The sequence below is a fragment of the Bradyrhizobium lablabi genome, from assembly GCF_018129385.1.
GTDB classification, from domain to species: Bacteria; Pseudomonadota; Alphaproteobacteria; order Rhizobiales; family Xanthobacteraceae; genus Bradyrhizobium; species Bradyrhizobium lablabi_C.
The window spans coordinates 737789-759617 of sequence record NZ_JAFCLN010000001.1 but is presented as its reverse complement, the minus strand read 5'-3'; the positions used below and the strand labels follow the sequence as shown (position 1 = coordinate 759617).

Sequence of the window (21829 nt, the reverse complement as noted above, 5' to 3'; positions counted from 1 at the left end):
TGGACGCGCTTGTTCAGCAGACGACTGAGCAAGGGCGTACGGCGAAGTCGTGTGGTCCTGGCGCCGCGACGCTGGCGCTAAGTCGGCGGCATATGCTGCCGGCGATGGTGACAACAAGCCCGCTCACCAGGGAGAGCGCGATATAAGCCGTAAAGCCATTGCGCAGGGGATGTCGGAGTGTTCTCCGCTCACCTGTATGCTCGTGTGCATTTTTTCGTTGCGCAAGCAGCGCACACGAGACCGCGGGTGCAGCGCGCACCCGGCATTCCCTGCGCCCTCTGGCCTCAGAGGCGCGATGAAAATTGAATAGCTCGGATGCAAATTGCGTCGCGAGAACGCGATCACACATTCAGTCGTCATCCCCGCGACTTGTCCGCCGTAGCTCGCAGAGCGAAGGCGGAAGGCGGGGATCCAGTATTCCAGAGGCGCTGATGATTGAATCGAAAAGCCGCGGCGTACGGATCGCCCGGTCGAGCCGGGCGATGGACGAGTGGGTGGGGTCGTTTGACAAGCAAACTACACACGGATGAGTGCACCCCACCCGACTCGTATTACAGGCGCCGCTGCGTGCAGGCTGACCGCGATTCCGCCGGTGGCACACAGTTGCTACCGGCGGCGCCGCGTGAATTCCGATCAGGCCGCTTTCTGTCTCGATTGCGCCACGTGGGTGGCGATCACGTCCATCAGCGCGGGAGACAGGCAATCATAGGGTTCGAGCCCGATCTCCCTGAGCCGCGCGCGGATGGCCGGCATCTCCGATGGATTGACCCCGGACTCGATCACCGACGACACGAATGCCGCAAAGCCCGGCGCCGCGGAGCCGGCCTCCTGGAACAGTTCGGGGTGGATGAAGTCGAGCCCGTAGAAGGGGTGGGCCTTGTTCTCGATGCGCCCGTACATGTGCGTACCGCAGGCCTTGCAGGCGTAGCGCTGGATCACTGCCGAGCTGTCGACGATCTGGAGCTTGTCGCCGTTTTCGAGCACGGTGACGTTCTCCCGCGGCACGACCGCGACCACCGAGAAGGTCGCCCCGTCGGGCTTCCAGCACTTGGTGCATCCGCAGGCGTGATTGTGGGCGACGTCGCCCTTGATGCCGACCTTGACCGGCCTGTCCTTGCAATTGCAGACCAGGGTGCCACCGGCAAAGCTGCCCGAGCCTTTCTTGACACCGCTGTCGATCGATGGGTGGAGCTGAACGGCCATGGTCTTTCCTCCTTGTGTTTGACGTTATTCGATTCAGAACACGACGACCGAACGGATCGACTTGCCCTCGTGCATCAGATCAAATCCCTTGTTGATGTCCTCCAGCTTGAGGACGTGGGTGATCATCGGATCGATCTGGATCTTTCCGTTCATGTACCAGTCGACGATCTTCGGCACGTCGGTGCGGCCGCGCGCGCCGCCGAACGCGGTGCCTTTCCAGACACGGCCGGTCACCAACTGGAACGGCCGGGTGGCGATTTCCCTGCCGGCTTCGGCGACGCCGATGATGACGGAAACGCCCCAGCCGCGATGGCAGCATTCCAGCGCCTGCCGCATCACCGTCACGTTGCCGGTGCAGTCGAAGGTGTAGTCGGCGCCGCCGTCGGTCAGCGTAACCAGATGCTGGACGATGTCGCCGCCGACCTTCTTCGGATTGACGAAATGGGTCATGCCGAACTTGCGGCCCCATTCCTCCTTGGAATCGTTGACATCGACGCCGATGATCTTGTCGGCGCCGACCATCTTGGCGCCCTGGATGACGTTAAGTCCGATGCCGCCGAGCCCGAACACCACGACATTGGACCCGGGCGTGACCTTGGCGGTGTTGACGACGGCGCCGACGCCGGTGGTCACGCCGCAACCGATGTAGCAGCTCTTGTCGAAGGGAGCGTCCTCGCGGATCTTCGCCACCGCGATCTCCGGCAGCACGGTGAAGTTCGAGAAGGTCGAGCAGCCCATATAGTGGTAGATCGGCTTGCCCTTGTACGAGAAGCGGCTGGTGCCGTCTGGCATCACGCCCTTGCCCTGGGTCGCGCGAATCTGGGTACACAGATTGGTCTTCTGGCTGAGGCAGCTTTTGCACTGGCGGCATTCCGGCGTGTAGAGCGGAATGACGTGATCGCCCGGCTTCACCGACGTGACGCCGGGGCCGATCTCGCGGACGATGCCGGCGCCTTCGTGGCCGAGGATGGAGGGAAAGATCCCCTCGCTGTCAAAGCCGTCGAGCGTATAGGCATCGGTGTGACAGATTCCTGTCGCCTTGATCTCGACCAGCACTTCGCCGGCCTTCGGTCCCTCAAGATCGACCTCGACGATCTCGAGCGGCTTCTTGGCTTCAAATGCGACGGCAGCGCGGGTCTTCATTCCAGGCTCCAGCTTCCCTTTGCGGCGCGACGCGAACATTCGCGCGCACCAACTTCCGAAAAATTATTTTCGTCCCATGCAGGAATTTTCCGCCAGGGTGTAGGCCTCCGGCTTGTCTTCCTTCTTCGGCGGACGCACGCGCCCGACCGCGTTGTTGGCGCGGGCGCGCAGATAGATGTAGATGTCGTCCATGTAGCAGGCGACATTCGGATTATCGCCGAGCGCCGGCATCACGTTCTCCTGCGCCGTACTGACATTCTTGCGGCCGCTGGCGACCACGGCAAGGAAGTCGGGATAGCTCATGGTCTTGACCGATTCCATCAGCGCAGGCGCGTAGGTCGATCCCATTCCGTCCGGTCCGTGGCAGACGTGGCATTCGGAGTGATAACGGCGGTAGCCGGAGTAGGTGTACCAGTCCACCGTACCGTCGGCGGCCGCCTTGAAGGTCGGATTGCCTTCCTTGTCGAAGTACTTTCCGTCCTCGGACTTGACGGCAGCCGGATCGCCCGGACCTTCAGCGAAGGCAATTCCTCCAATCGCCACGACAAACAGCGCGGCGGCCACAAATCGGGTTCTACGCAAGAGCTTGTCCTCGATAACGGAAGAGATGAATCCGGCGCATGGATTGTCTCCATGCGCCGGACGAGGTGGACTGGCTCATTGCGGAAGTGCGAACACCGTGAGCGTTCCGCCAAGCGCGGTGTAGTTGCTCAGCGCAGCATACCCGCCGACTGCGCCAAGGCCTTCGGTCGGCTCGGTCAGACCGGCTGCGAGGCCGATGCCTGCCCAGCCGCCGACGCCGGACAGCACGGCAATGTACTGCCGGCCGCCGTTTTCGTAGGTCGTGACGTTGCCGATGATGCCGGACGGGGTCTTGAACTTGTAGAGTTCCTTGCCCGTCTTGGCGTCGACTGCCTTGAGGTAGCCTTCGAGCGTTCCGTAGAACACCACGCCGCCGGCGGTCGCGAGCGCACCCGACCAGACCGAGAACGGCTCCTTGTTCGACCACACGATCTTGCCGGTCTTGTTGTCCCAGGCAATGAAGTTGCCCATGTGGGTCTCGCCGGACGGCGGATACATCGAGAGCGTCGCCCCGACATAGGGCTGGCCTGCGGTGTAGCTCACCTTGAACGGCTCATAGTCCATGCAGACGTGATTGGTCGGCACATAGAACAACTGGGTCTCCGGCGAATAGGTGGCCGGCTGTTGATCCTTGGTGCCGAGCGCTGCCGGGCAGATGCCCTTGGTGTTCTTGTCCTCGCCGGTCTGCTCCGTCGAGAATTGAGTGACGACCTTGGGGCGGCCATAGGTCGGCGAGCTCTTGTTCATGTCGACGCCAGTGGTCCAGTTGACCTTCGGGTCATACTTCTCGGCGACCAGAAGCTCGCCGGTGGCGCGGTCCATCGTATAGGCGAGGCCGTTGCGGTCGAAGTGCGTCAGCAGCTTGCGCTCCTGGCCGTTGACCTGCTGATCGCTGAGGATCATCTCGTTGACGCCGTCATAGTCCCACTCGTCATGCGGTGTCATCTGGTAGACCCAGCGGGCCATGCCGGTATCCGCATTGCGCGCAAAGATGGTCATCGACCACTTGTTGTCGCCGGGACGCTGCTTCGGATTCCAGGTCGAGGGATTGCCGGACCCGTAATAGACCATGTTCAGCGCGGGATCATAGGACATCCAGCCCCATGTGCAGCCGCCGCCGATCTTCCACTGGTCGCCCTGCCAGGTCTTCAGGCTCGAGTCCTTGCCGATCGGCTTGCCGAGCTCGGTGGTCTTCTCGGGGTCGACCATCACCTGGGCGTCCGGTCCCGAGGAGAAGGCTCGCCACACCTGCTTGCCCGACTTGAGATCGTAAGCGGTGACGTGGCACGGCACGCCGAATTCGCCGCCGGAGATGCCGACCAGAACCTTGTCCTTGATCACGAGCGGCGCCGAGGTGCCGGTCTCGCCCTTGGAGGGATCGCCGTTCTTCGCGGTCCACTCGACCTTGCCGGTCTTGGCGTCGAGGGCGACCAGGGTGGTGTCGGCCTGATGCAGGAATATCTTGCCGTCGGCATAGGCGACGCCGCGGTTGACTGTGTCGCAGCACATCACCGGAATGACGTTCGGATCCTGCTTCGGCTCGTATCGCCAGACGATCTGGTTGTCCTTGGATAGGTCAAGAGCATAGACCTTGTTTGGGAACGGCGTATGGACGTACATCATGTTGCCGATGATGAGCGGGCCGCCTTCGTGGCCGCGCAGCACGCCGGTCGAGAAGGTCCAGGCGACCTGGAGCTTGCCGACATTCGACGCGTTGATCTGGTTAAGCTTGGAGTAGCGCGTATTGGCGTAGTCGCCGGCCGGCATCACCCAATCCTTTGGGTTCTGCGACATCTTGATCAGTTCGTCGTTCGCTACAGCGCCGCTGGCGGCGAGCGCCGCCACGGAACCAAGACAACTTGCAATCAGCACGTTGCGCATATCGAATTCCTCCCACTGATGAACGCTGGGTTCCGTCGGTGCGGCCCATTTTTCCATCTTGTGCCGGCATGCTAATCCCGTTCGGCAACGGGAAACTTGCCCAAGAGGGAAGGGCATTTGCTTCAAAGAGAAGCCTCGGTCATTTTTTTGAATCCGGCTCCAATTGCCCGCCCATGTTGCGATGCATGCGGCAACAGGGCCGGCAGCGATGGGCAATTGAAGTAGAGGTTTTCCTTGACGGCGCAGAAACTAAATCGGAGATTGTTGAACAGGCGCGGGGACATGCGTGCTCAACGCTCAAGGGCGTTGTTAACTTGAGTAAATATGGCCTCTCCGTGACGGTGCCTTGCACGGCAAGCGTCACGCTTCTCGATCGGTGGCGGGAAATGCCAGATACGCTTCACTCGCTGAGCACTGCCGGACTATCGCCGAAGAAGCAGATTCAGTGTTGGTCAGACGCACTGACCGATCTTTGCGGCCTGTTCGAAATCGATCCGCTGAAGGGTTCATCGCTCGAAGCGAACGTTTGCTACACGACGGTTTCGCGGCTGAAGCTCTGTCACATCGAGGTCAGCCAGCACCGGATCGCGCACACGGTGTCCCGCTCCAGATCTAGCGAGCACCCATACGTCAAGATACACTTTCAGACCGAAGGAACGTCCTATTTCGAGCAGGACGGCCGGCGCATCGAGCTCAAGCCCGGCGATTGCCTGGCCTACGATGTCGCCTGTCCGCACGCGATCATCAGTCCCGGGCTGACGCGGCACGACGTCGTCATCGTTCCGAAGGAGCTGCTGCGGGAGCGCGGCTTCCATGCAGAGAAGATGTCGGCGTGCAAGCTATCGGCGCGCGCAGGCACCGGGAGGATCTCCCACGAGTTCGTGCATGCAGCGTTCGAGGAGGCTGCAAAACTTTCGCCGAACAACGCCGTCGTCGTCGCCGATTCGCTGATCGATCTTCTGCTGCTGCCGCTGCGCCAGGCCGACGCGACGTTCGATCGCGGCGGGCCAGAGGCGATGTATATTCGCGCGCAGGCCTTCATCCGCGAACATCTGCGCGATCCCGAGCTTTCCATCGACCAGATTTCCGCTGCGCTGGGCTGCACCAAGCGCTATCTCCACATGCTCTTCAGCGACAGAGGAATGACTGTCAGCGACTACATCTGGAATGCGCGATTGCAGAACTGCCGCCACGAGCTCGAGACGCACGCCGGCAAGACCGTCACCGACGTGGCATTTTCATGGGGCTTCTCGAGTTCGTCGCATTTCAGCCGCGTGTTCCGCAAATATTTTGGAATTGTTCCGTCCTCCATCCACAAGGCGCAGCATCAAAGCCTGTCGGATCCGCCGAGCCTCTCTCCAGACGCTTCCTAGCCCGGCCGCGCGCAGTGCGAATTAGCCTGTCGGAGTGTGTGGGCAAACGGCCGGACGCGGCCTGGTTCCTCGCTTGTCGGCCGGCACATTGCAATTGTCGATCCGCTGCTCATCCATCCATTTTCTGCCGAGACGCTCCTTCCCGGTCAGTATCGGATTAGCCGTGCTCGGAGTCCTCTCGCCGGTGCTGTCTTGAGCGCTCGCCGGAAGTGCAGGACAGATGGCAAACCAAAGGCAGATGGCAAACAATGCGCCGAGTGTTCCGCTGCATGTTGATCGCATGATGGCCTCGAAAATGGTCGTGTGCGGTGCGGCCGATTAAACAACGCCAACATTGGCCCGGCCACCCGGAACCCGTGGCCTTCACCCCGGTTGCTCCTTCGTCACGCGCGCCGAGGCACGCGTCAGGACGAAGGAGGAGCAGATGAACACGAAACGATTGATTCTCGCGGGATGCGCCACACTCATCTTGAGCGCCAGCTCCGCAATCGCAGGCCCCTGCGATACTTCCGGTCGAGCTGCAAACCTGAAGGACGCGGGTTCCGGACCGGCATCGACGGGATCCGGCCAGACGACCGGCATGGCGACCGATCCCAAGGAGCATCCGCCGACGGATACGATGAACCGCGCAACCGGCGACGTGGCAACCTCGTCGCAGGATACGCAAAGGCAGATGCAAGGTCAGCCCACGGACGCGCAGCAGGCCCAAGGGGCCAAGCCGGACCGGAAGACGGCCGCTGACAAGGACTGCTGAAGGACCGAGTCGCAGCTAAGAGTGTGCAGAGATCGGCCGTATGATTGCGAACGGTCTCGGGCGAGTGCTTTGTCCAGAAGTGAAATGGCCTTGCCCAAGAGCGAAATTTCGGCTGTCCAAGTTGCCACACCAGGCTCGCTCGTCGCTGTTCCACCCTTGCGTTGCTCTCGAGCTGGCCCTACGTTCAACGCCGCGTGAGCATCGCGCCAACTTAGTGGGAGGCCCCAATGACCTGGAAGACTCCGAAAATCGTTGAAGTGCCGGTGGGCATGGAAATCAACATGTACGCCTGCGCAGCGCGCAAATAGACAGCGCCAACGCGATCTGCCCGGCTCTGGCATTGCAGGCTGGAGCCGCGGCGGACGCGGCGTCTCGTGCTTGCGTAGCCTCGTCCAAGAGGGCAGCTCGCGGATTTGTCGAAGGGCCCGTACCATCCTCGGCGCAGTCAAGCCGGGGATTTTTCATGCCGGCGGTGCATCGGATGGGAGGCGCTCGCCTTGCTCGCCGCCTGTTCCCGCCTGTGATAGGATTCGTTCCCGATCGGAGCTTCCAAATCTTCCCTATGTTCACCGGAATGTGGATGCCACTTCGAGCCAGAACGTTCCGGGCGACCATCCTGTGCATTTTCGCGCTGCTGCCGGCGCGCGCTCATGCAGACGGCATCGACACCGAACATCTGTTTGGATTCATGATCGGCACGGACGTCGGCAATGTCGGCGAGCGCGAATTCCAGAGCCAGACCACCGGACGCTTTGGCAAGGACGGTGGCAAATATCGCGCCGCCAATCAGGAGTTCGAGCTGGAATTCGTGCCCGTCAGGAATTTCCGGGTCGAGGTCGGAAGCGCTTTCGCCGCGCACGACATTCGCGGCGTTCCGGACCTCGAGGACCGCCGGCAATTGGCCTGGCAGGGCGTTTCAGTTGACCTGCGCTATCGATTCCTGGATCGCGAAAGCGCGCCCTTTGGGCTGACCTTCGCCGTCGAGAGTGAGCTTCACCGCATCGATGAAATGAGCGGGGCCACGGTGCGGAATTTCGAGACCGAATTCAGATTGGCGTTCGATCGCGAACTGATCCCGAACCATATGGTCGTGGCCCTCAACCTGATCTATCAGCCGGAATGGACGCGCGTGTTGGCAACCGGCGCTGCGGAGCAGGAGGCCACCATAGGCGCCGCGCTGGGGGCAATGTGGCGCATACGGCCCGACATTCTGGTCGGCGGCGAAGCGCGCTATCTTCGGAAGTATGACGGGATCGGATTGGATGAATTTTCGGGCCAGGCCTTCTTCGTCGGTCCGACGGCGTATTTCCAACTGTCGGAGCGCTCGCGGTTGACGGCTGCATGGAGCGTTCAGGCCTGGGGGCGTCCGGCCGGATCGAGAGCCGCCCTTGATCTCGGCAACTTCGAGCGTCACCAGGCACGGCTGGTGTTCGGCATCAATTTCTAGATGCCCGCTACCGGGCATAGGCGGCGCCGGCATTGTTGTGATGAAACTTCGGCTCTGTCGGCGGCGTATTTCCCTGTACTATTTGTTTCAGTAGACCAGCTTAGGATGGTGCGGATGAACGCGATAAACCTGATCTTGACGGTGTGCGCCGTGGCGTCGCCGGCTACCTGCGAAGAACGGCAGCTGGTGTTCAACTCGGACGTTTCGTTGAAGCAGTGCGTGATGGCCGCGCAGCCCTACATTGCGAAATGGGTGGGCGAACACCCGAAATGGACCGCGGTCAGGTGGCGCTGCGAATATCCGCACACCAAGGACAAGATTTGAGTTCGGCAACCGTGCGCGCGGGCTGAAGCATACCTTGCGATGCCGGGCCGCTACTTGTTGCAGTCCTTCAAATCCTTGTCCTCGATCGAGAACACCGCATCGGCCTTGATCTCGATATCGCGCACCACGCATTGCCGTGCGTCGGGATAGCTGACCTTCGCATCGTAGCGCCCCGGCTCCACGCCCGTGATGCGCAGACGTTCGCGGTGGTCGACCTCCTTGTCCTTGTCATTCAAGGTCTGGTTGGGACCCCAAGCGTTCTTTCCCGCCGGCGATAGCTGAAAACCTGAAATGGTCGCGGTGGTCAGATTCCAGAGCCGGATGCCCTTGCCCTGTGCGGCAAGTTCACCGGTGCTCGCCAGCAGCAATGCGGCCGAAGCCAGGATCCATCGCATCGGAAAATCCTTCCCTAGTGGTTCGCGCTGTTTACCTTAGCAGATGATCCCGGTGTTGCGCCCTTGGCATGCGCGTCGCACGCTGCCTATCAGCCATCCCGTCCGGTGAGGTCGCCATTGATCCGCCGCATGACGTCCGACTTGATGGCCGCGATCTCTGCGTCTCTTCGCAGGCGGCGTGGTGTAGGGATGGCGAGCTCGGCGAGGAGGCGGGCCGGGCGGGGCGACAGCAGGAACAGGCGGTCGCCGAGACGAACTGCATCCTCTACGTCATGGGTAACGAGCAGCGTCATCACCGAACGACCATCCACCAGCGTGGCAATCTGCTCGCGCAGGCGGGCGGCGAGGGCGTCATCGAGCGAGGCCAGCGGCTCGTCGAGAATCAGGAAATCCGGCTCGACCGCGAAGGCGCGGGCAAGCGCGACGCGCCGGGCAAGGCCGAGCGACAGTTCGCCAGGGAAATGGTTGCGATGCGCGCTCAGTTCCAGAATTTCAAATAGCGCTGAAAGCTTCTTATCGTCGGCCAGGGGCGCGACAAGCCGCACATTCTCTTCGACCGACCGCCAGGGCAACAGCCGTGGTTCCTGAAATACGATGCCGATCCGCGCGCCGGCGGGACGCAAGACGCGCCCTCGGAAGTCGTGGTCGAGGCCGGCGAGAATCCTGATCATCGTGCTCTTGCCGCAGCCCGATGGACCGACAAATACGCCGACCTCTCCGGCATCGAGCGCAAAGGCCACGCCGGCGATCACATCGTGCTGCTCGCCCGCCGCGTTCCTGAAGATCTTGCCGGTGATGTCGACCTCAAGCCGCACGGGGACGCCAGCGGGATAGCCGCTGCTCGAATGGCTGCACCAGCAAGGTTTCGATGACGAGAACCACCGCCGCAAAACTCAGCGAATAGGCGAGCAATAGCGGGATGTCGAATAGTTGGAACGCCGTGCCGATCTCGAAACCGACGCCATTCGGGCGCCCCAGCAGCTCCGCGACAAGAACGATCTTCCAGACCAGGGAAAGTCCTGATCTCGCGGCTGCCGCGATGTAGGGCGCCAGTTGCGGCAACACGACGTGACGGAATGCGCGCCAGCGCGGCAACGCAAATGCCGTCGCCATTTCGTCGAGCGCCGCGTCGAGTGCGCGCGTCCCCTCGCGCAGCGTGACAACCGCGTTCGGGAGCTTGTTGATGGCAATGGCCGCGATTGCGGCGACTTCCGTCAAGCCGGCCCAGATATAGGCGAGCACGATCACCACGAGGGCCGGCAGATTGAGCAGCAGGATCAGCCAGGGGTCGCCCAGCCGATCGGCAAGGCGTACCCGGCCCATCAGGTAGCCGATGACGACACCCAGCGTCATCGCCAGCGTAAAGGCGAGCGCGACCCGTGCCAGTGTGGCGCCGAGATTGAGAAACAAGGCGCCCGACTTCGCCTCCACGATCATGGCCGCGAGCACGGTCGGCGGAGAAGGTAGCTTCGCCTCGCCGGTGAGCAGCGAGGCGATCCACCAGGTTGCGAGAAGGATGGCGAATGACAACAGGCGCGGCACCTCAGTCTCCCCGGATCGCGTGATAGAACGTGCCGGAATCGAGTTCCGGCGCCGGCCCGACGAGTTCGCGGCCGCCGATGCCGGCCAGCACGCGGTAAAGAACGCGCGCGTCGGCTTCCTCATCGGCAATCGGGCGATGCGGAATTCCTTCCCGATAACGATCGCGATAGACGCGCAGCGTCGCTGCGTCGGGAGCGCCGGTCAATGACGCAATCTTCTCCCATTCCGCGTCCGACGTCGCCAGTATCTCCTTCGCCTTGCGGCTAACGGCGATAAAGCGCGCCAGCCTGTCGCGGTTTGCGTTCGCCCATTCTTCGTCGAAGACATAGCCGAGCATCGCGGTGCGGCCTTTGGCGCCGAGTTTCGGCAGCAGGTCCTCGATGCCGGCGACGCGCCGGAAGCCCCTTGCTTCCAGCACGGCGCAGAAATTCCAGTAGTTCACGGTCGCGTCCATTTCCCCGTCGAGCGTCTTCGCCGTCAGCAGCGGTGGCGCGCCGTAAACGATCTTTGCGTCCGACTTCAGGTCGATGCCGGTCTGCTTCAGCCAGGCCCGAAGCAGCAGCCAGTTCTTGTCGATAGGCCCGCCGGCGACCGCGATCCTGCGGCTTTTGAGTTCGGCCAGCGTCCGGATCGGCGATGACGCCGGCACCATCACGGCGCCCAGCGCGCTCGAATAGGGATAGAATGCCGGTTTGGCGCCAAGGCCGCGTTCGCGCGACACCCAGAGCCAGTCGGTGATCACGATATCGGCATTGCCGGCACGAAGTGCGATCTTGCCCGCCTCGGGGCTCGCTAGCTCGATAACCTCAATCGCAAGATCGGCTTGCTTGTCGAGGTCGTGCGCGCGGATCACCGCAAGTTCCCAGGCGAATGTTCCGGTCTTTTGCGCTGCAACGCGCACGGCGTCTGCCGCGCAGCATGTGCTGCTGAGCGGGATTGAAGCCATTGCAGCCAGCAGCATGCGAACAAAAAGTTTCATGATGCCTTGGAGCCGTTTCCTCGAACGCCTGCTTTTCAGCAAGGCAGTCATAGCATAGCTTCAGCGTCTAACAGCGGAAGGACGCCAATGACACCGGCCGGATCTGTACGACGAATTGTCGCCGCGTCGATCGTGTTGATGACGACGGCGTTCGCCGCATGCGCCGAGGACGTCAATGACTATCCGACGGCCGCGCGGGTGGAATATGTTTTTGGCTGTCTCAAGGCGAATGGCGAGACTCGGCAGGTGATCGAGCAGTGTTCCTGCTCCGTCGACGTGATCGCGTCGATCCTGCCCTATGAACGCTACGTCACGGCCGAAACCGTGCTGAGCATGTCGCAGGTTCGGGGCAATCTGGGCGCGCAGTTCCGCACCTCCGAGCAGGCGGCAAGCGCGCTCAACGATCTCCGGCGGGCCCAGGCCGAAGCCGAGGTGAGATGCTTCTAGGCGGCATCGACATTACATCCCGGAATCGTCGATCTTCCATTCGTTCCGGAAGATGTGGCCATCGGTATCCTTTGCCTCGGCGCGGAAGCGCTTTGCGCCATTCGAAGCGTAGGTGAAGCGGATATTGGGATCTTCCGAAAGCGAGATGCCGCCTTCCATCGCCAGCACCACGCTGTCGTCCTGCCACAAGCGCAATTCGTTGACGAAGAAGGCCGGAATGTAGAGCTGCGTGACCTGGTTCATCTGTAGGCCCGAATGGTTGGGATGGCCGATCATGATCTGTGCCTCGCGCGTGCCAGCGGCTGCGCCGGCCCGCGCGAATTGCCGATAGCGCATCTGGCCCAACCGGGCCTTGGCTTCGTCGGCGTTCCGGGCCGCCGGCGCCGAACAGCCGCCAGAGGCCTTCACATAGGTCTTCACCATATAAAGCTGCCCGTCGCTCAATTCGGCCACGGCGTGAACATCGGTGTAGTTGTTGACGCGCACGCGCGTCGAGATTTCCGTCACGTTGGCGTCGGGCCCCAGCTCGAACCTTGCCGCCATCGGCGCGGGGTTCTGGTCGATCACCAGCGTGATCGCGCGCATGCGGCGGTTGTCTTCCGGCGAAAGCTTGCTGCGCAGGGTGACCGGGACGATCGCTGCATCTTCCGCGCGGTACGGCATCTCGATTGCGATCACGCCGCCGCCGTCCTGGATCGGACGGTTCTTGAAGATGTCCTGCACCAGACCGGGCCAGGGATCATAGGGCTCGTTGCCCGCCGCGTGTACGATGCCGGCGCCGAGCATGAGGCTCAGGAGCCCGGCTATGCAAAGCAAGCGAATACTGCGTTCAGGCATGTGCCACCTTCGTCGCAACCGGAACACGGCCAGTATACGCTATTGCGCCGTCTACTCCCACTCAATTTCCGAAAATGCTGCGGTTGCGTTGCGCGCATTGTAATCGTCGAACAATTGCCATCGCGATCGCTCGGAGGCTGCGGCGGAGTTCGCGGCAGCCGCGATGGGGTCGCCGCGGGCGATGGCGGCGCGGACATCGGACGACAATGTTTCGAGATAGCGGCGCTGGTCGGAAAGTGCCGCCGGCCATTCGCTCACAGGTCCGTGACCGGGAATCACGCGTTGCGCGGGCAGGCGGCTGAGTTCGCCGATCGCGGTGAGCCAGCCGCGAATGCTGCTGTCCAGTACGGGGATGTGGGCCAGGAACACCAGATCGCCCGCAAACAGGGCCTTCGTTTGTTCGTCGAATACGGAAAGATCCTGATCGGTATGCGCGGACGGCCAGGCTTTCAAGGTCAGGGTTCGCTTGCCGAGATCGACGCTGATCGTGTCGTCGACGAGAAGCGTCGGCGAGATGATGCGGACTTCGTCCATCAGTTGGTCGCCCATGCTGCGGCGAAAAGCATCGAGATAGAATTGGCCGCGCTCGGCCAGCGCCCGCGGCAGGTTCCGGTGGCCGACAAATACGGTTCCATCGCCTGCAAATGCAGCGTTGCCAAAGACATGATCCGGATGACCGTGCGTGTTGATGACGTACCGGATCGGCTTGTCGGTGCGGGCGCGGATCGCGGCCAGCAACTTGCGGCCTTCGCTGACGCTTCCTCCGGTGTCGATCACCGCAACCGCGCTTTCACCTATGATGAAGCCGACATTGGCGGTGGCGCCGTCGTTTTCGCGTGTCATCAGCGCTGTCAGGCCGGTATGGACGAACAGACCGGGAGCCACTTCGGTGACTTCAAGGCCTTGCGGCTCTGCACGCGAGACGGTCAGCGCGCCGAGGAGGGCGAGCGCGGCAAGACTGCAAATACCAAGACTGCAAATGCGAAGCGCCATACTTCCGCCTCCGTCGCATCACGAAGCGATGCGGATCATCCGTTGTTCCCAGCCAGGCCGGGTTGCGCCGCAACATCGTCACCGATCATTCCTGTTGCATGACGACGCTCTCCGCGCAATCTATGGGATGCAGTTCGAGAAGGAGAGACAGCGATGATACATGGCGCGCAACGTCACCATCCGCTGCTCCTGTTGATGGCGATCGTCGCGACGCTTGCCGGCGCCGGTCTGGCACGCGCGCAGACAGCCGATAATCCCGATCTGTCGATCGAACTCGTCGATCCCAAAGTATTGAGAGTATGCGCCGATCCCCGCAACTTGCCGTTCTCAAACGAGAAAGGCGAAGGCTTCGAAAACAAGCTGGGTGAGCTGTTTGCGGAAAAGCTACAGAAGAAGCTGGACTATGCGTACTTCCCGCAAGCGACCGGCTTCGTGCGGATGACACTCGGCGCGCACCGCTGCGACGTCATCATGGGCTTTCCGCAAGGCGACGACGTCGCCCAGGTTACCAATCCCTACTACCGCACGGCCTATGCACTCGTCGTCAAGCAAGGCAGCGGTCTCGATGATGTCGCGGCGCTGGAGGATGCCCGCCTGAAGGGCAAGCATATCGGCATCGTCGCCGGCACTCCGCCTGCCACCAACATGGCGATCAACGGCTTGATGACGGGAGCCAAGCCGTATCCGTTGATGATCGACACGCGTTTCGACTCATCGGCCGCAGCCATGATCGACGATCTGACCGCGGGGAAAATCGACGCGGCGATTCTCTGGGGGCCGCTCGCCGGCTTCTACGCCAGGAAGGCAAACCCGCCGCTCCACGTCACGCCGCTTGTCAAGGAAACGAGCGGGCCCCGGCTCGTCTATCGCATCGGCATGGGCGTCCGTCCGGCCGACCAAAACTGGAAGCGGCTGCTCAACCGCCTGATCCAGGAGAACCAGCCGGCCATCAACAGGATCCTGCTCGACTTCGGCGTGCCCTTGCTCGACGAGAACGACCGGCCGATCGGCGCGGAGACGGCGACGAAGTCGCCATGAGGCGGGAGCTTGCGGTAGCCGTTCTCGCCGCATTTGTATTTGCTGCAAAGGTCTGTGCGCAGGAAAGCCTCGTCCCCGAGCCTGATGAATACCGCACCGACAACTATCGCGCGCCGGTTCCTTCAACGCTTGCCGGTGCCCGCGTGCTTACGACCGCGGAGACCGAGGCGATCTGGCGCACGGGCACGGCCGTCTTCATCGACGTGCTGCCGCGCGCGCCGAAGCCGCCAAACCTGCCGGCCGGCACGGTCTGGCGCGACAAACCGCGGCTCAACATTCCCGGCAGTCTCTGGCTGCCGGACACCGGCTACGGCAGGCTGGCCAAGCCGACCGAAGACTATCTGCGGCGCGGGCTCGACCGCGCTTCAGGGGGCAACAAGGCGGCGCTGATCGTGATCTATTGCCAGGAAGACTGCTGGATGTCCTGGAACGCGGCGAAGCGAGTCCTGTCTTACGGTTATTCCAACGTGGCCTGGTATCCTGACGGGACAGAAGGCTGGGAGCGCGCCAACTTGCCGCTTGCGGAAGCGCAACCGGAGTCGCGGACCGGTGAGGAAAAGCCGCACTAATGTCAGCGGCTTCACCTCTCCCTTGTGGGCAGGGCTATCGCATGTGATCCATTTGAGCGTGTGAGCGAACCCGGCCTTCATGGTTCGAGACGCGCCGCAGGCGGCGCTCCTCACCATGAGGGTCTAGGATTTCACCGCGAACAAGACCTCATCCTGAGGAGCCCGCCAAAGGCGGGCGTCTCGAAGGATGACCACAACAAAGCCGGTCGCCCGCTACTCCATCTCCTGCTGGATCGCGCGACTGAGTGCAAACAGCCGCTGGTCGATGGCGGTCGGCACCTCGCAGACGAAGCCGATCACCCGCCGCCGGTCCTCGAAAATCCGCGTCTGCCAGACCAGTTGATTGCCGAGATCGTCGATCTTGGCCTGATCGGGCGTGGATGCACCCTGAAGCTCGTGCAGCGCCATCGTGTCGGAACGGATCTTTTCCGCCGCCTCGCGCTGCTTGCGGGTCACCCGCTCGAGTCCGTTCATGACCGAGTTGCGCTGGGCGTTGAGCGTTTCGAACAGGCCGGCGAACAGGAGCTTGCCCATCTCGGTCTTTTCGGCGGCCGAGCCCGAGAGAAATTCCGTGATCGCCTGCCTGGCATCGTCAAGGGAAGTTTTTCGCGCGGCCAGTTTCGAAACCAGCGCGCTTACCTTGGCGTCGTTCTTCCATTTTTCTGCAACATCGTCGAGCGGTGGGCCTGCCCAAACGGCGGCGAGCGAGATTTCGGGCACCTTGGCCTGGACACACGGCCAGTCTGGATAGCGCGGATCGGCGGCGAGGCCGCATCCGGTCGATGCTGTGATGACGAAGAGCGTTCCGATCGCGATGCGCCATATCATGTTTCGCCTCCGGCCGGTCCGCGGCGGGCCAGCCCGCGCGACGGATCATAGGCGTAGATCGCACCGACCATGAAGATAAGAGTGCAACCGCCGACCACCGCCAGCGAGATCCAGTTGATCTGTCCGTACAGCGCAAAGCGCGTCAGTTCGACGGCATGCGTGAACGGATTGAACAGGCAGACATAATAAAGCAGGGGGCTGCCCTCCTGTACCCGCCACAGCGGATAAAGTGCTGACGATGCAAAGAACATCGGGAAGATGACAAAGTTCATTACGCCTGCAAAATTCTCGAGCTGCTTGATGCCGGAGGAGATCAGCATGCCGAGCGCGCCGAGCATCAGCCCGGAGAGGATCAAGGCCGGCAACACCGTGAGATAGCCGATCGGCGGCGGCGCGATATCCCAGAACCACGCGATCAGCAGGAACGCATAGACCTGTAGCAGCGAGACCGCCGTTCCCGCCACCAGCTTGCAGAACAGGAGATACCAGCGCGGCAGCGGGCTCACCAGCAGCGTGCGCATATTGCCCATCTCGCGATCGTAGACCATCGAGAGCGAGGATTGCATGCCGTTGAACAGCTGGATCATCGCCATCAAGCCGGGCGCGATGTAGACCTCATAGAGGATGTAGGTCTCGTATGGCGGGATGATGGAAACGCCGAGCACCTGGCGAAAGCCGACGGCGAAGATGAACAGCCATACCAGCGGCCGTACCAGCGCCGACACGAAGCGTTCGCGCTGGTGCAGGAAGCGCAGGGCTTCGCGCCACACGATGCCGTTCAGGCAGGTGACGTACTGCGCCAACGAAAACCCGCTGCGTTCCTGGCTAACGGTCACTGAGCTCATGGTGCAGCCATCCCGGATTCTCCTGCCGCTCCCGTCAGGCGCATGAACGCGGCATGGATGTCATCTGCTCCGGCGTTTGCAATGACATGCGGGACCGGTCCTTGCGCAAGCACGCGTCCCTGATGCAGCACCACGAGATCGTCGCTGGCGCTGATCTCGTCGAACAGATGGGTCGCCCACAGCACGCCGATGCCTTGCTCCGTCACCAGTTGTCGGACATGGCCGATGATGTCGGCGCGGGCCTTGACGTCGAGCCCGACGGTCGCCTCGTCGAGCAGCAAGAGGCGCGGCCGGTGCAGCAGCGCGCGCGCGATTTCCAGCCGCCGCATCTGGCCGCCCGAGAGGTCGCGCACCTTGCTGCCGGCGCGATCGGCAAGGCCGAGGCGCGAGAGCACCTCTTCCCCGCGCAGACGCGCATCGGCTCGCGCGATGCCGTGCAGGGCGGCGTGATAGAGCAGGTTCTGCATGACGGAGAGATCGAGATCGAGCGTGCGCGGCTGAAACACCACGCCGAGCAGGCGCAGCGCCTCGCCGGGCGCGGTGTGGATGTCATGGCCAAAAATGCCGATGCGTCCGGCCTGAATCCCGAACAGCCGCGTAACAAGCGAGAACAGCGTGCTCTTGCCGGCGCCGTTGAGGCCGAGCAAGGCCGTAAAACTTGCAGGGGCGACGGCGAAGCTGATGTCGACGAGAGCGCGCCGTGGACCATAGGAATGGCTGACGCCGTCGATCGACAGCGCAGGCATCCCGGCCGGATCGCGCCGGGGAAGGGCGTTCGGTGGTGGCTTGCCGGCGGCAGATGCGGAGGATGCTGTCATGGCTGCGGTGCAATCGTGATGCCCCACGGCAACTCGCCGACCTGGATCGTCTTGATCACCCTTTGCGCCGCCACGTCGATCACGGAGATGTCGTTGGAGACGCCGTTGGTCACCAGCAGATATTTTTCGTCCGGGGTGAACGCCATGTGCCAGACCCGCTGGCCGACCAGAAGATATTTGGTCACCGCGTGGCTAGCGGCATCGACGACGGCGACACGGTTGGCAGGGCCGAGCGCGATGAACGCCGTCTTGCCGTCCTTGGTGATGCCGATGCCGACCGGCTGGATGGCTTCGCTCCGCAGCCCCGGAATGTTGAAGCTGATCTTCTTGGTGATGCTGCGCTTGGCGGGGTCGATAATCGACACGGTGCCGCCGATCTCCGACGACACCCATAATTCGGAGCTGTCACTCTTGAATTCGGCAAACCGCGGCCGCGCATCGACCAGCACATTAGCGACGATCTCGCGCGTCGCCGTGTCGATGAAATGCGCCATGTTGGTGGTCTCGGAGGTGTTGATCAGGATCTTGCCGTCCGGGCTGAGGGTCATGCCTTCGGGCTCGACGCCGACCTGAATTTCGCCCACGCGGACCCGCTTGGCGAGGTCGATGACCGTGACCGTGTTGTCGTTCTCGTTGGCGACATAGAGCGTCTTGCCGGCGGCATCCTGGGTGAAGAGTTCCGGATCGGGGCCGGAGGGCAGGGAATCCACCACCTGCTGGCTCTTCGCGTCGATCACCTCGATCTTGTCGTCATCGCCGACCGCGACGAACACGGACTTGCCGTCCCTTGAAAATTCGATGCCGCGTGGGCGCTGGCCGACCTTAATCGTTTTGGTGACGGTCCATTTGTCGGTGTCGATCACCGAGACGGTGTTGCTCTTCTCATTCGAGACATAGGCGACAAAGGCGGAGGCCGGCATCACGGCTGCGATCCAGCCGATCAATCCACAAAGCAGGTAGGAACGCCACATGCGCTTCTCCGTCCTCAACGCAGCTTGCACTTGGTCTCGGGCCGGTCGAACCCGAGCGTATCGAGCTCCGATACCTGATGCAGAAAACCCTCCTGCGGCGAGACCGAGACCACCATGCGGCCGTCGACCAGCAGGATGGGCTGGCGAAGCTGCAGATTCCAGTCCCGCAGCGTCAGCCGCTGTCCCTTGAACGCGGCAACGGAAAAATCCGGACGCTTGAGAAAGTCAAACACGGCTTTCGGGTCACCGGAATTGGTGCGCGATGTTGCTTCCCCGATCATGCGCACCGCGGTCCATGCCTGCATGTCGAGATCAGTCATCCGCCGCGAATTCAACTTCATGAACCGGTTCTGCATCTGTATCGCGCCCCATTGGTCGAGCGCGGGGTCCCAGCTCTTCGGCACCAGGCCCGCCGAGCCCGCGACCGGCCGCGGGTCCCATGTCCGGTAGGGCAGATAGGCGGCGAACACCTCGCTCTCGTCGGCCGCGACGAGGACGTCGTAGGCCGGCGCCTGCTGCGTGAAGAGGGGCATCTGGCGCTGGATCAGTGTTACGCCGCTGTCGGTGCGCCGGGCGCCGCCGGTATCCTCGAACACTCGTTCCTGGACAATTTTGGCTCCGAAGCGCGTGGCCGCGCGCCGCAGCGCCTCGGCATACAGCTTGTCCCGATCGTGCGAGCCGACCACCAGCAGCCAGCGCTTCCACTGCTTCCACACGAGATATTGCGCAAGCGCATCCGCAAGCATTGCGCGGGTCGGCGCAACATGGATCACATTGGCGCGGCAATCCTGCTCGCGCAGCCGCTCGTCGATCGATCCCGCATTGAACAGAACGGTCCCGCGATCGCGCAGCGCGTCGGCGGCCTTGAGTAGCGCATCTGCGGGGAGATCGGCGATGATGAAGCCGTTGCGGCTGGCGAGCTCCGTCGCCGCCTTGGCAACCTCCTCGCCCTCCTTCAGCCTGACCTCCTCCAGGGCAAACCGCTGATTGAGGAATCGGCCGGTCGTGTTGTTGTCCTCGATCGCGAGGCGCGCGCCGGCAATGCCGTTGTTTTCCGCGGGCTGTTCGATCAGGGACAATGTCGATTTGAGGCCGGCCTGACCGAGATAGCCGATGCCGATCTCGATCGGGTCGGCCGCAACCGCATGGGTCGCCACGATGCAGAAACCGATCGCGCCGACCAACCATCGGATCATCGTTCCTCCCTGACACTCGCGCGACTTGGCCGGCGATGAATGGAACCGTTGACTGGCAAGGACGTCAGCTTGCCGTCACTCTTGACTTGAACCATGACTGAATTGGCTTAGCTTGCAACCCCGCATTTTGCCGTTGCGCCGTCCGACGCCGGGATCACGTTCATGAAAGCACTGTTCGCCATCGTCACGCTGGTGCTGCTGATATCGGCGCCGGCCCGCGCCGAGCCGCCGAAAACCGCCATCTTCGATTTCGAATTGCTGGATACGAGCCTCGAGGGCGAGATGAGGGGGCCTCAGGCCGACGAGCATGATCGGCTGATCCGCATCAGCGATCTGGTGCGCCGGCAGCTGGCGGAATCCGGCAAATTCCAGCTGCTCGACATCGCTCCGGTGAAGGCGGCGGCGGAAGGCGCCAATTTGCAGGCCTGCGGCGGCTGCGACGTCCAGTTTGCGCAGCGGATTGGCGCCGACCTCGTCATCACGGGCGTGATGCGGAAAGTCTCGACGCTGATCCTCAATCTGACCATCTTCGTACGCGATGCGCATAGCGGACAGCTGATCACCGCGATGAACGCCGATTTCCGCGGCAACACCGATGAATCCTGGACGCGGGCGACCAGCTATCTCGTGCGCAACCGCTTGCTGGCGCCGAACTACGGCAAGCCGCAATAGCGCATGATCCGGAAAAGTGGGCACCGGTTTTCCCTGCGACAAACGCGAAGCGTTTGCGCGGAGATCATGCGTAAAACAAAAAGATAGAGCGAGATGACGATTCGAAGAGAAGTCATCTTGCTCTAGCCCGCGCACAATTCATGCCTCCAGGCGCGCGGCGTGCCAGCGCAGATGATCGTCCATGAAGGTGGAGATGAAGTAGTAGCTGTGATCGTAGCCGGCCTGGCGGCGCAGGTTGAGGGGAATACCCGCTTTCTCGCAGGCCGCTTGCAACAATTCGGGGCGAAGCTGCTCGGCCAGAAACGAATCGGCATCGCCATAATCCACCAGCAGATCGGAAAATCTGGCGCCATCCTCGATCAGCGCGACTGCATCGTGCTTGCGCCACGCCTGCTTGTTGTCGCCGAGATAGCCGCCCAGCGCCTTGATGCCCCATGGCACCTGTGAAGGGGCAACGATGGGCGAGAACGCGCTGGCGGCGCGGTAGCGGTCGGGATGGCGCAACGCAACGGTCAGCGCGCCGTGACCGCCCACGGAGTGGCCGAAGATGGATTGCCTGACGGCATCGACCGGAAAATGTTCGGCGACCAGTTTTGGCAGCTCTTCCGTGACATAGCTCCACATCCGGTAATGGCGCGCGAACGGCTGCTCCGTTGCGTCGACATAGAAGCCGGCGCCGAGCCCGAAATCGTAGGCGTTTTGTGGATCGCCCGGCACACCGTCGCCGCGTGGGCTGGTGTCCGGTGCAACGAAGATCAATCCGAGCTCTGCGCATGAGCGGCGGAATTCGCCTTTTTCTGTCACATTGGCATGGGTGCAGGTCAATCCCGACAGATACCAGACCACGGGCAGCCTCGCACCGTCCTCGTGAGGTGGGACATAGACCGAGAAGGTCATGTCTGTCCCTGTCTCGCGACTGGCGTGCCTGTAGACGCCCTGCATGCCGCCATGAGACTTGTTGAGCGAAACGGTCTGGATTGTCATGTTCTCGG

The 21829-nt window shown here is 62.4% G+C and carries 25 protein-coding genes; 9 read left to right on the top strand and 16 right to left on the bottom strand.

Going from position 1 to position 21829, the window contains the following annotated elements:
- Positions 1-633: 633 nt before the first annotated feature.
- The 4 genes from gfa to xoxF5 all read right to left on the bottom strand — a co-directional run bounded on the left by gfa (position 634) and on the right by xoxF5 (position 4809).
- Positions 634-1203 (bottom strand): S-(hydroxymethyl)glutathione synthase, encoded by a 570-nt coding sequence (gene gfa, locus JQ628_RS03525; RefSeq protein WP_212219185.1) that lies wholly within the window; start codon positions 1201-1203, stop codon positions 634-636.
- A gap of 33 nt (positions 1204-1236) precedes the next feature.
- Positions 1237-2346 (bottom strand): S-(hydroxymethyl)glutathione dehydrogenase/class III alcohol dehydrogenase, encoded by a 1110-nt coding sequence (locus JQ628_RS03520; RefSeq protein ID WP_212219182.1) that lies wholly within the window; start codon positions 2344-2346, stop codon positions 1237-1239.
- A gap of 63 nt (positions 2347-2409) precedes the next feature.
- Positions 2410-2898, bottom strand: a complete 489-nt coding sequence (locus JQ628_RS03515) for a c-type cytochrome, methanol metabolism-related (RefSeq protein WP_212219389.1) — start codon at positions 2896-2898, stop codon at positions 2410-2412.
- Positions 2899-3003: 105 nt separating this feature from the next.
- Entirely contained in the window at positions 3004-4809 is a 1806-nt protein-coding gene (gene xoxF5 / locus JQ628_RS03510; RefSeq protein WP_212219179.1) for a lanthanide-dependent methanol dehydrogenase XoxF5, read from the bottom strand.
- A 386-nt stretch (positions 4810-5195) separates the two neighbouring features.
- Between xoxF5 and JQ628_RS03505 the strand changes: the two genes are divergently transcribed.
- The 5 genes from JQ628_RS03505 (at position 5196) to JQ628_RS03485 (ending at position 8707) form a co-directional block, all read left to right on the top strand.
- A complete protein-coding gene (locus tag JQ628_RS03505; protein ID WP_212219386.1) occupies positions 5196-6182 on the top strand; it encodes a helix-turn-helix domain-containing protein in 987 nt (328 codons plus the stop codon).
- A 424-nt stretch (positions 6183-6606) separates the two neighbouring features.
- Entirely contained in the window at positions 6607-6936 is a 330-nt protein-coding gene (locus JQ628_RS03500) for a hypothetical protein (protein WP_212219176.1), read from the top strand.
- Positions 6937-7163: 227 nt separating this feature from the next.
- Positions 7164-7244: a pyrroloquinoline quinone precursor peptide PqqA gene (gene pqqA, locus JQ628_RS03495; protein ID WP_035721241.1), complete on the top strand. Its 81-nt coding sequence runs from the start codon at positions 7164-7166 to the stop codon at positions 7242-7244.
- A gap of 272 nt (positions 7245-7516) precedes the next feature.
- Positions 7517-8383 carry a hypothetical protein gene (locus JQ628_RS03490; RefSeq protein WP_212219173.1) on the top strand — a complete coding sequence of 289 codons (867 nt, stop codon included), beginning with the start codon at positions 7517-7519 and terminating at the stop codon, positions 8381-8383.
- 114 nt (positions 8384-8497) lie between these two features.
- Positions 8498-8707: a hypothetical protein gene (locus JQ628_RS03485; RefSeq protein WP_212219171.1), complete on the top strand. Its 210-nt coding sequence runs from the start codon at positions 8498-8500 to the stop codon at positions 8705-8707.
- A gap of 50 nt (positions 8708-8757) precedes the next feature.
- On the opposite strand, the gene JQ628_RS03480 is transcribed toward JQ628_RS03485, so the two are convergent.
- From JQ628_RS03480 to JQ628_RS03465, 4 genes are all read right to left on the bottom strand, one after another.
- Positions 8758-9102, bottom strand: a complete 345-nt coding sequence (locus JQ628_RS03480) for a hypothetical protein (protein ID WP_212219169.1) — start codon at positions 9100-9102, stop codon at positions 8758-8760.
- 89 nt (positions 9103-9191) lie between these two features.
- Positions 9192-9917, bottom strand: coding sequence for an ABC transporter ATP-binding protein (locus JQ628_RS03475; protein WP_212219166.1), 726 nt, complete (start codon positions 9915-9917; stop codon positions 9192-9194).
- Positions 9907-10644: an ABC transporter permease gene (locus JQ628_RS03470; RefSeq protein ID WP_212219163.1), complete on the bottom strand. Its 738-nt coding sequence runs from the start codon at positions 10642-10644 to the stop codon at positions 9907-9909. The genes JQ628_RS03475 and JQ628_RS03470 overlap by 11 nt, the downstream gene beginning before the upstream one ends.
- Position 10645: 1 nt before the next feature.
- Positions 10646-11623 (bottom strand): ABC transporter substrate-binding protein, encoded by a 978-nt coding sequence (locus JQ628_RS03465; protein ID WP_249127425.1) that lies wholly within the window; start codon positions 11621-11623, stop codon positions 10646-10648.
- Between the two features lie 87 nt (positions 11624-11710).
- Here JQ628_RS03465 and JQ628_RS03460 point away from each other — a divergent pair, with 87 nt between their 5' ends.
- A complete protein-coding gene (locus JQ628_RS03460; protein ID WP_212219158.1) occupies positions 11711-12070 on the top strand; it encodes a hypothetical protein in 360 nt (119 codons plus the stop codon).
- 12 nt (positions 12071-12082) lie between these two features.
- Here JQ628_RS03460 and JQ628_RS03455 read toward each other — a convergent pair whose 3' ends face one another.
- Together JQ628_RS03455 and JQ628_RS03450 are read right to left on the bottom strand one after the other, a co-directional pair.
- Complete coding sequence (locus JQ628_RS03455) at positions 12083-12856, bottom strand: quinoprotein dehydrogenase-associated SoxYZ-like carrier (protein WP_249127472.1); 774 nt, start codon at positions 12854-12856, stop codon at positions 12083-12085.
- A gap of 102 nt (positions 12857-12958) precedes the next feature.
- Positions 12959-13900 carry a quinoprotein relay system zinc metallohydrolase 2 gene (locus JQ628_RS03450; RefSeq protein ID WP_212219151.1) on the bottom strand — a complete coding sequence of 314 codons (942 nt, stop codon included), beginning with the start codon at positions 13898-13900 and terminating at the stop codon, positions 12959-12961.
- A gap of 195 nt (positions 13901-14095) precedes the next feature.
- Here JQ628_RS03450 and JQ628_RS03445 point away from each other — a divergent pair, with 195 nt between their 5' ends.
- Positions 14096-14938 (top strand): substrate-binding domain-containing protein, encoded by an 843-nt coding sequence (locus tag JQ628_RS03445; protein ID WP_249127471.1) that lies wholly within the window; start codon positions 14096-14098, stop codon positions 14936-14938.
- Positions 14935-15507, top strand: a complete 573-nt coding sequence (locus JQ628_RS03440; RefSeq protein ID WP_212219145.1) for a PQQ-dependent catabolism-associated CXXCW motif protein — start codon at positions 14935-14937, stop codon at positions 15505-15507. The genes JQ628_RS03445 and JQ628_RS03440 overlap by 4 nt, the downstream gene beginning before the upstream one ends.
- A 213-nt stretch (positions 15508-15720) precedes the next feature.
- Here JQ628_RS03440 and JQ628_RS03435 read toward each other — a convergent pair whose 3' ends face one another.
- The 5 genes from JQ628_RS03435 to JQ628_RS03415 form a co-directional block, all read right to left on the bottom strand.
- Positions 15721-16335, bottom strand: coding sequence for a hypothetical protein (locus JQ628_RS03435; protein WP_249127423.1), 615 nt, complete (start codon positions 16333-16335; stop codon positions 15721-15723).
- Entirely contained in the window at positions 16332-17180 is an 849-nt protein-coding gene (locus JQ628_RS03430; protein ID WP_212219142.1) for an ABC transporter permease, read from the bottom strand. Before JQ628_RS03430 ends, JQ628_RS03435 begins: the two co-directional genes overlap by 4 nt.
- Positions 17177-17926 (bottom strand): ABC transporter ATP-binding protein, encoded by a 750-nt coding sequence (locus tag JQ628_RS03425; protein WP_212219380.1) that lies wholly within the window; start codon positions 17924-17926, stop codon positions 17177-17179. Before JQ628_RS03425 ends, JQ628_RS03430 begins: the two co-directional genes overlap by 4 nt.
- Before the next feature lie 68 nt (positions 17927-17994).
- The gene (locus JQ628_RS03420; RefSeq protein ID WP_212219136.1) at positions 17995-18969 is read right to left on the bottom strand and encodes a YVTN family beta-propeller repeat protein; all 975 of its coding nucleotides are present in this window, start codon (positions 18967-18969) and stop codon (positions 17995-17997) included.
- A 14-nt stretch (positions 18970-18983) separates the two neighbouring features.
- Positions 18984-20165, bottom strand: a complete 1182-nt coding sequence (locus JQ628_RS03415) for an ABC transporter substrate-binding protein (protein WP_212219133.1) — start codon at positions 20163-20165, stop codon at positions 18984-18986.
- Between the two features lie 162 nt (positions 20166-20327).
- On the opposite strand from JQ628_RS03415, the gene JQ628_RS03410 reads away from it, so the two are divergent.
- Positions 20328-20837 (top strand): DUF3280 domain-containing protein, encoded by a 510-nt coding sequence (locus JQ628_RS03410; protein ID WP_212219130.1) that lies wholly within the window; start codon positions 20328-20330, stop codon positions 20835-20837.
- 138 nt (positions 20838-20975) lie between these two features.
- Here JQ628_RS03410 and fghA read toward each other — a convergent pair whose 3' ends face one another.
- Positions 20976-21821, bottom strand: coding sequence for an S-formylglutathione hydrolase (gene fghA / locus JQ628_RS03405; protein ID WP_212219127.1), 846 nt, complete (start codon positions 21819-21821; stop codon positions 20976-20978).
- Between the last annotated feature and the right edge of the window lie 8 nt (positions 21822-21829).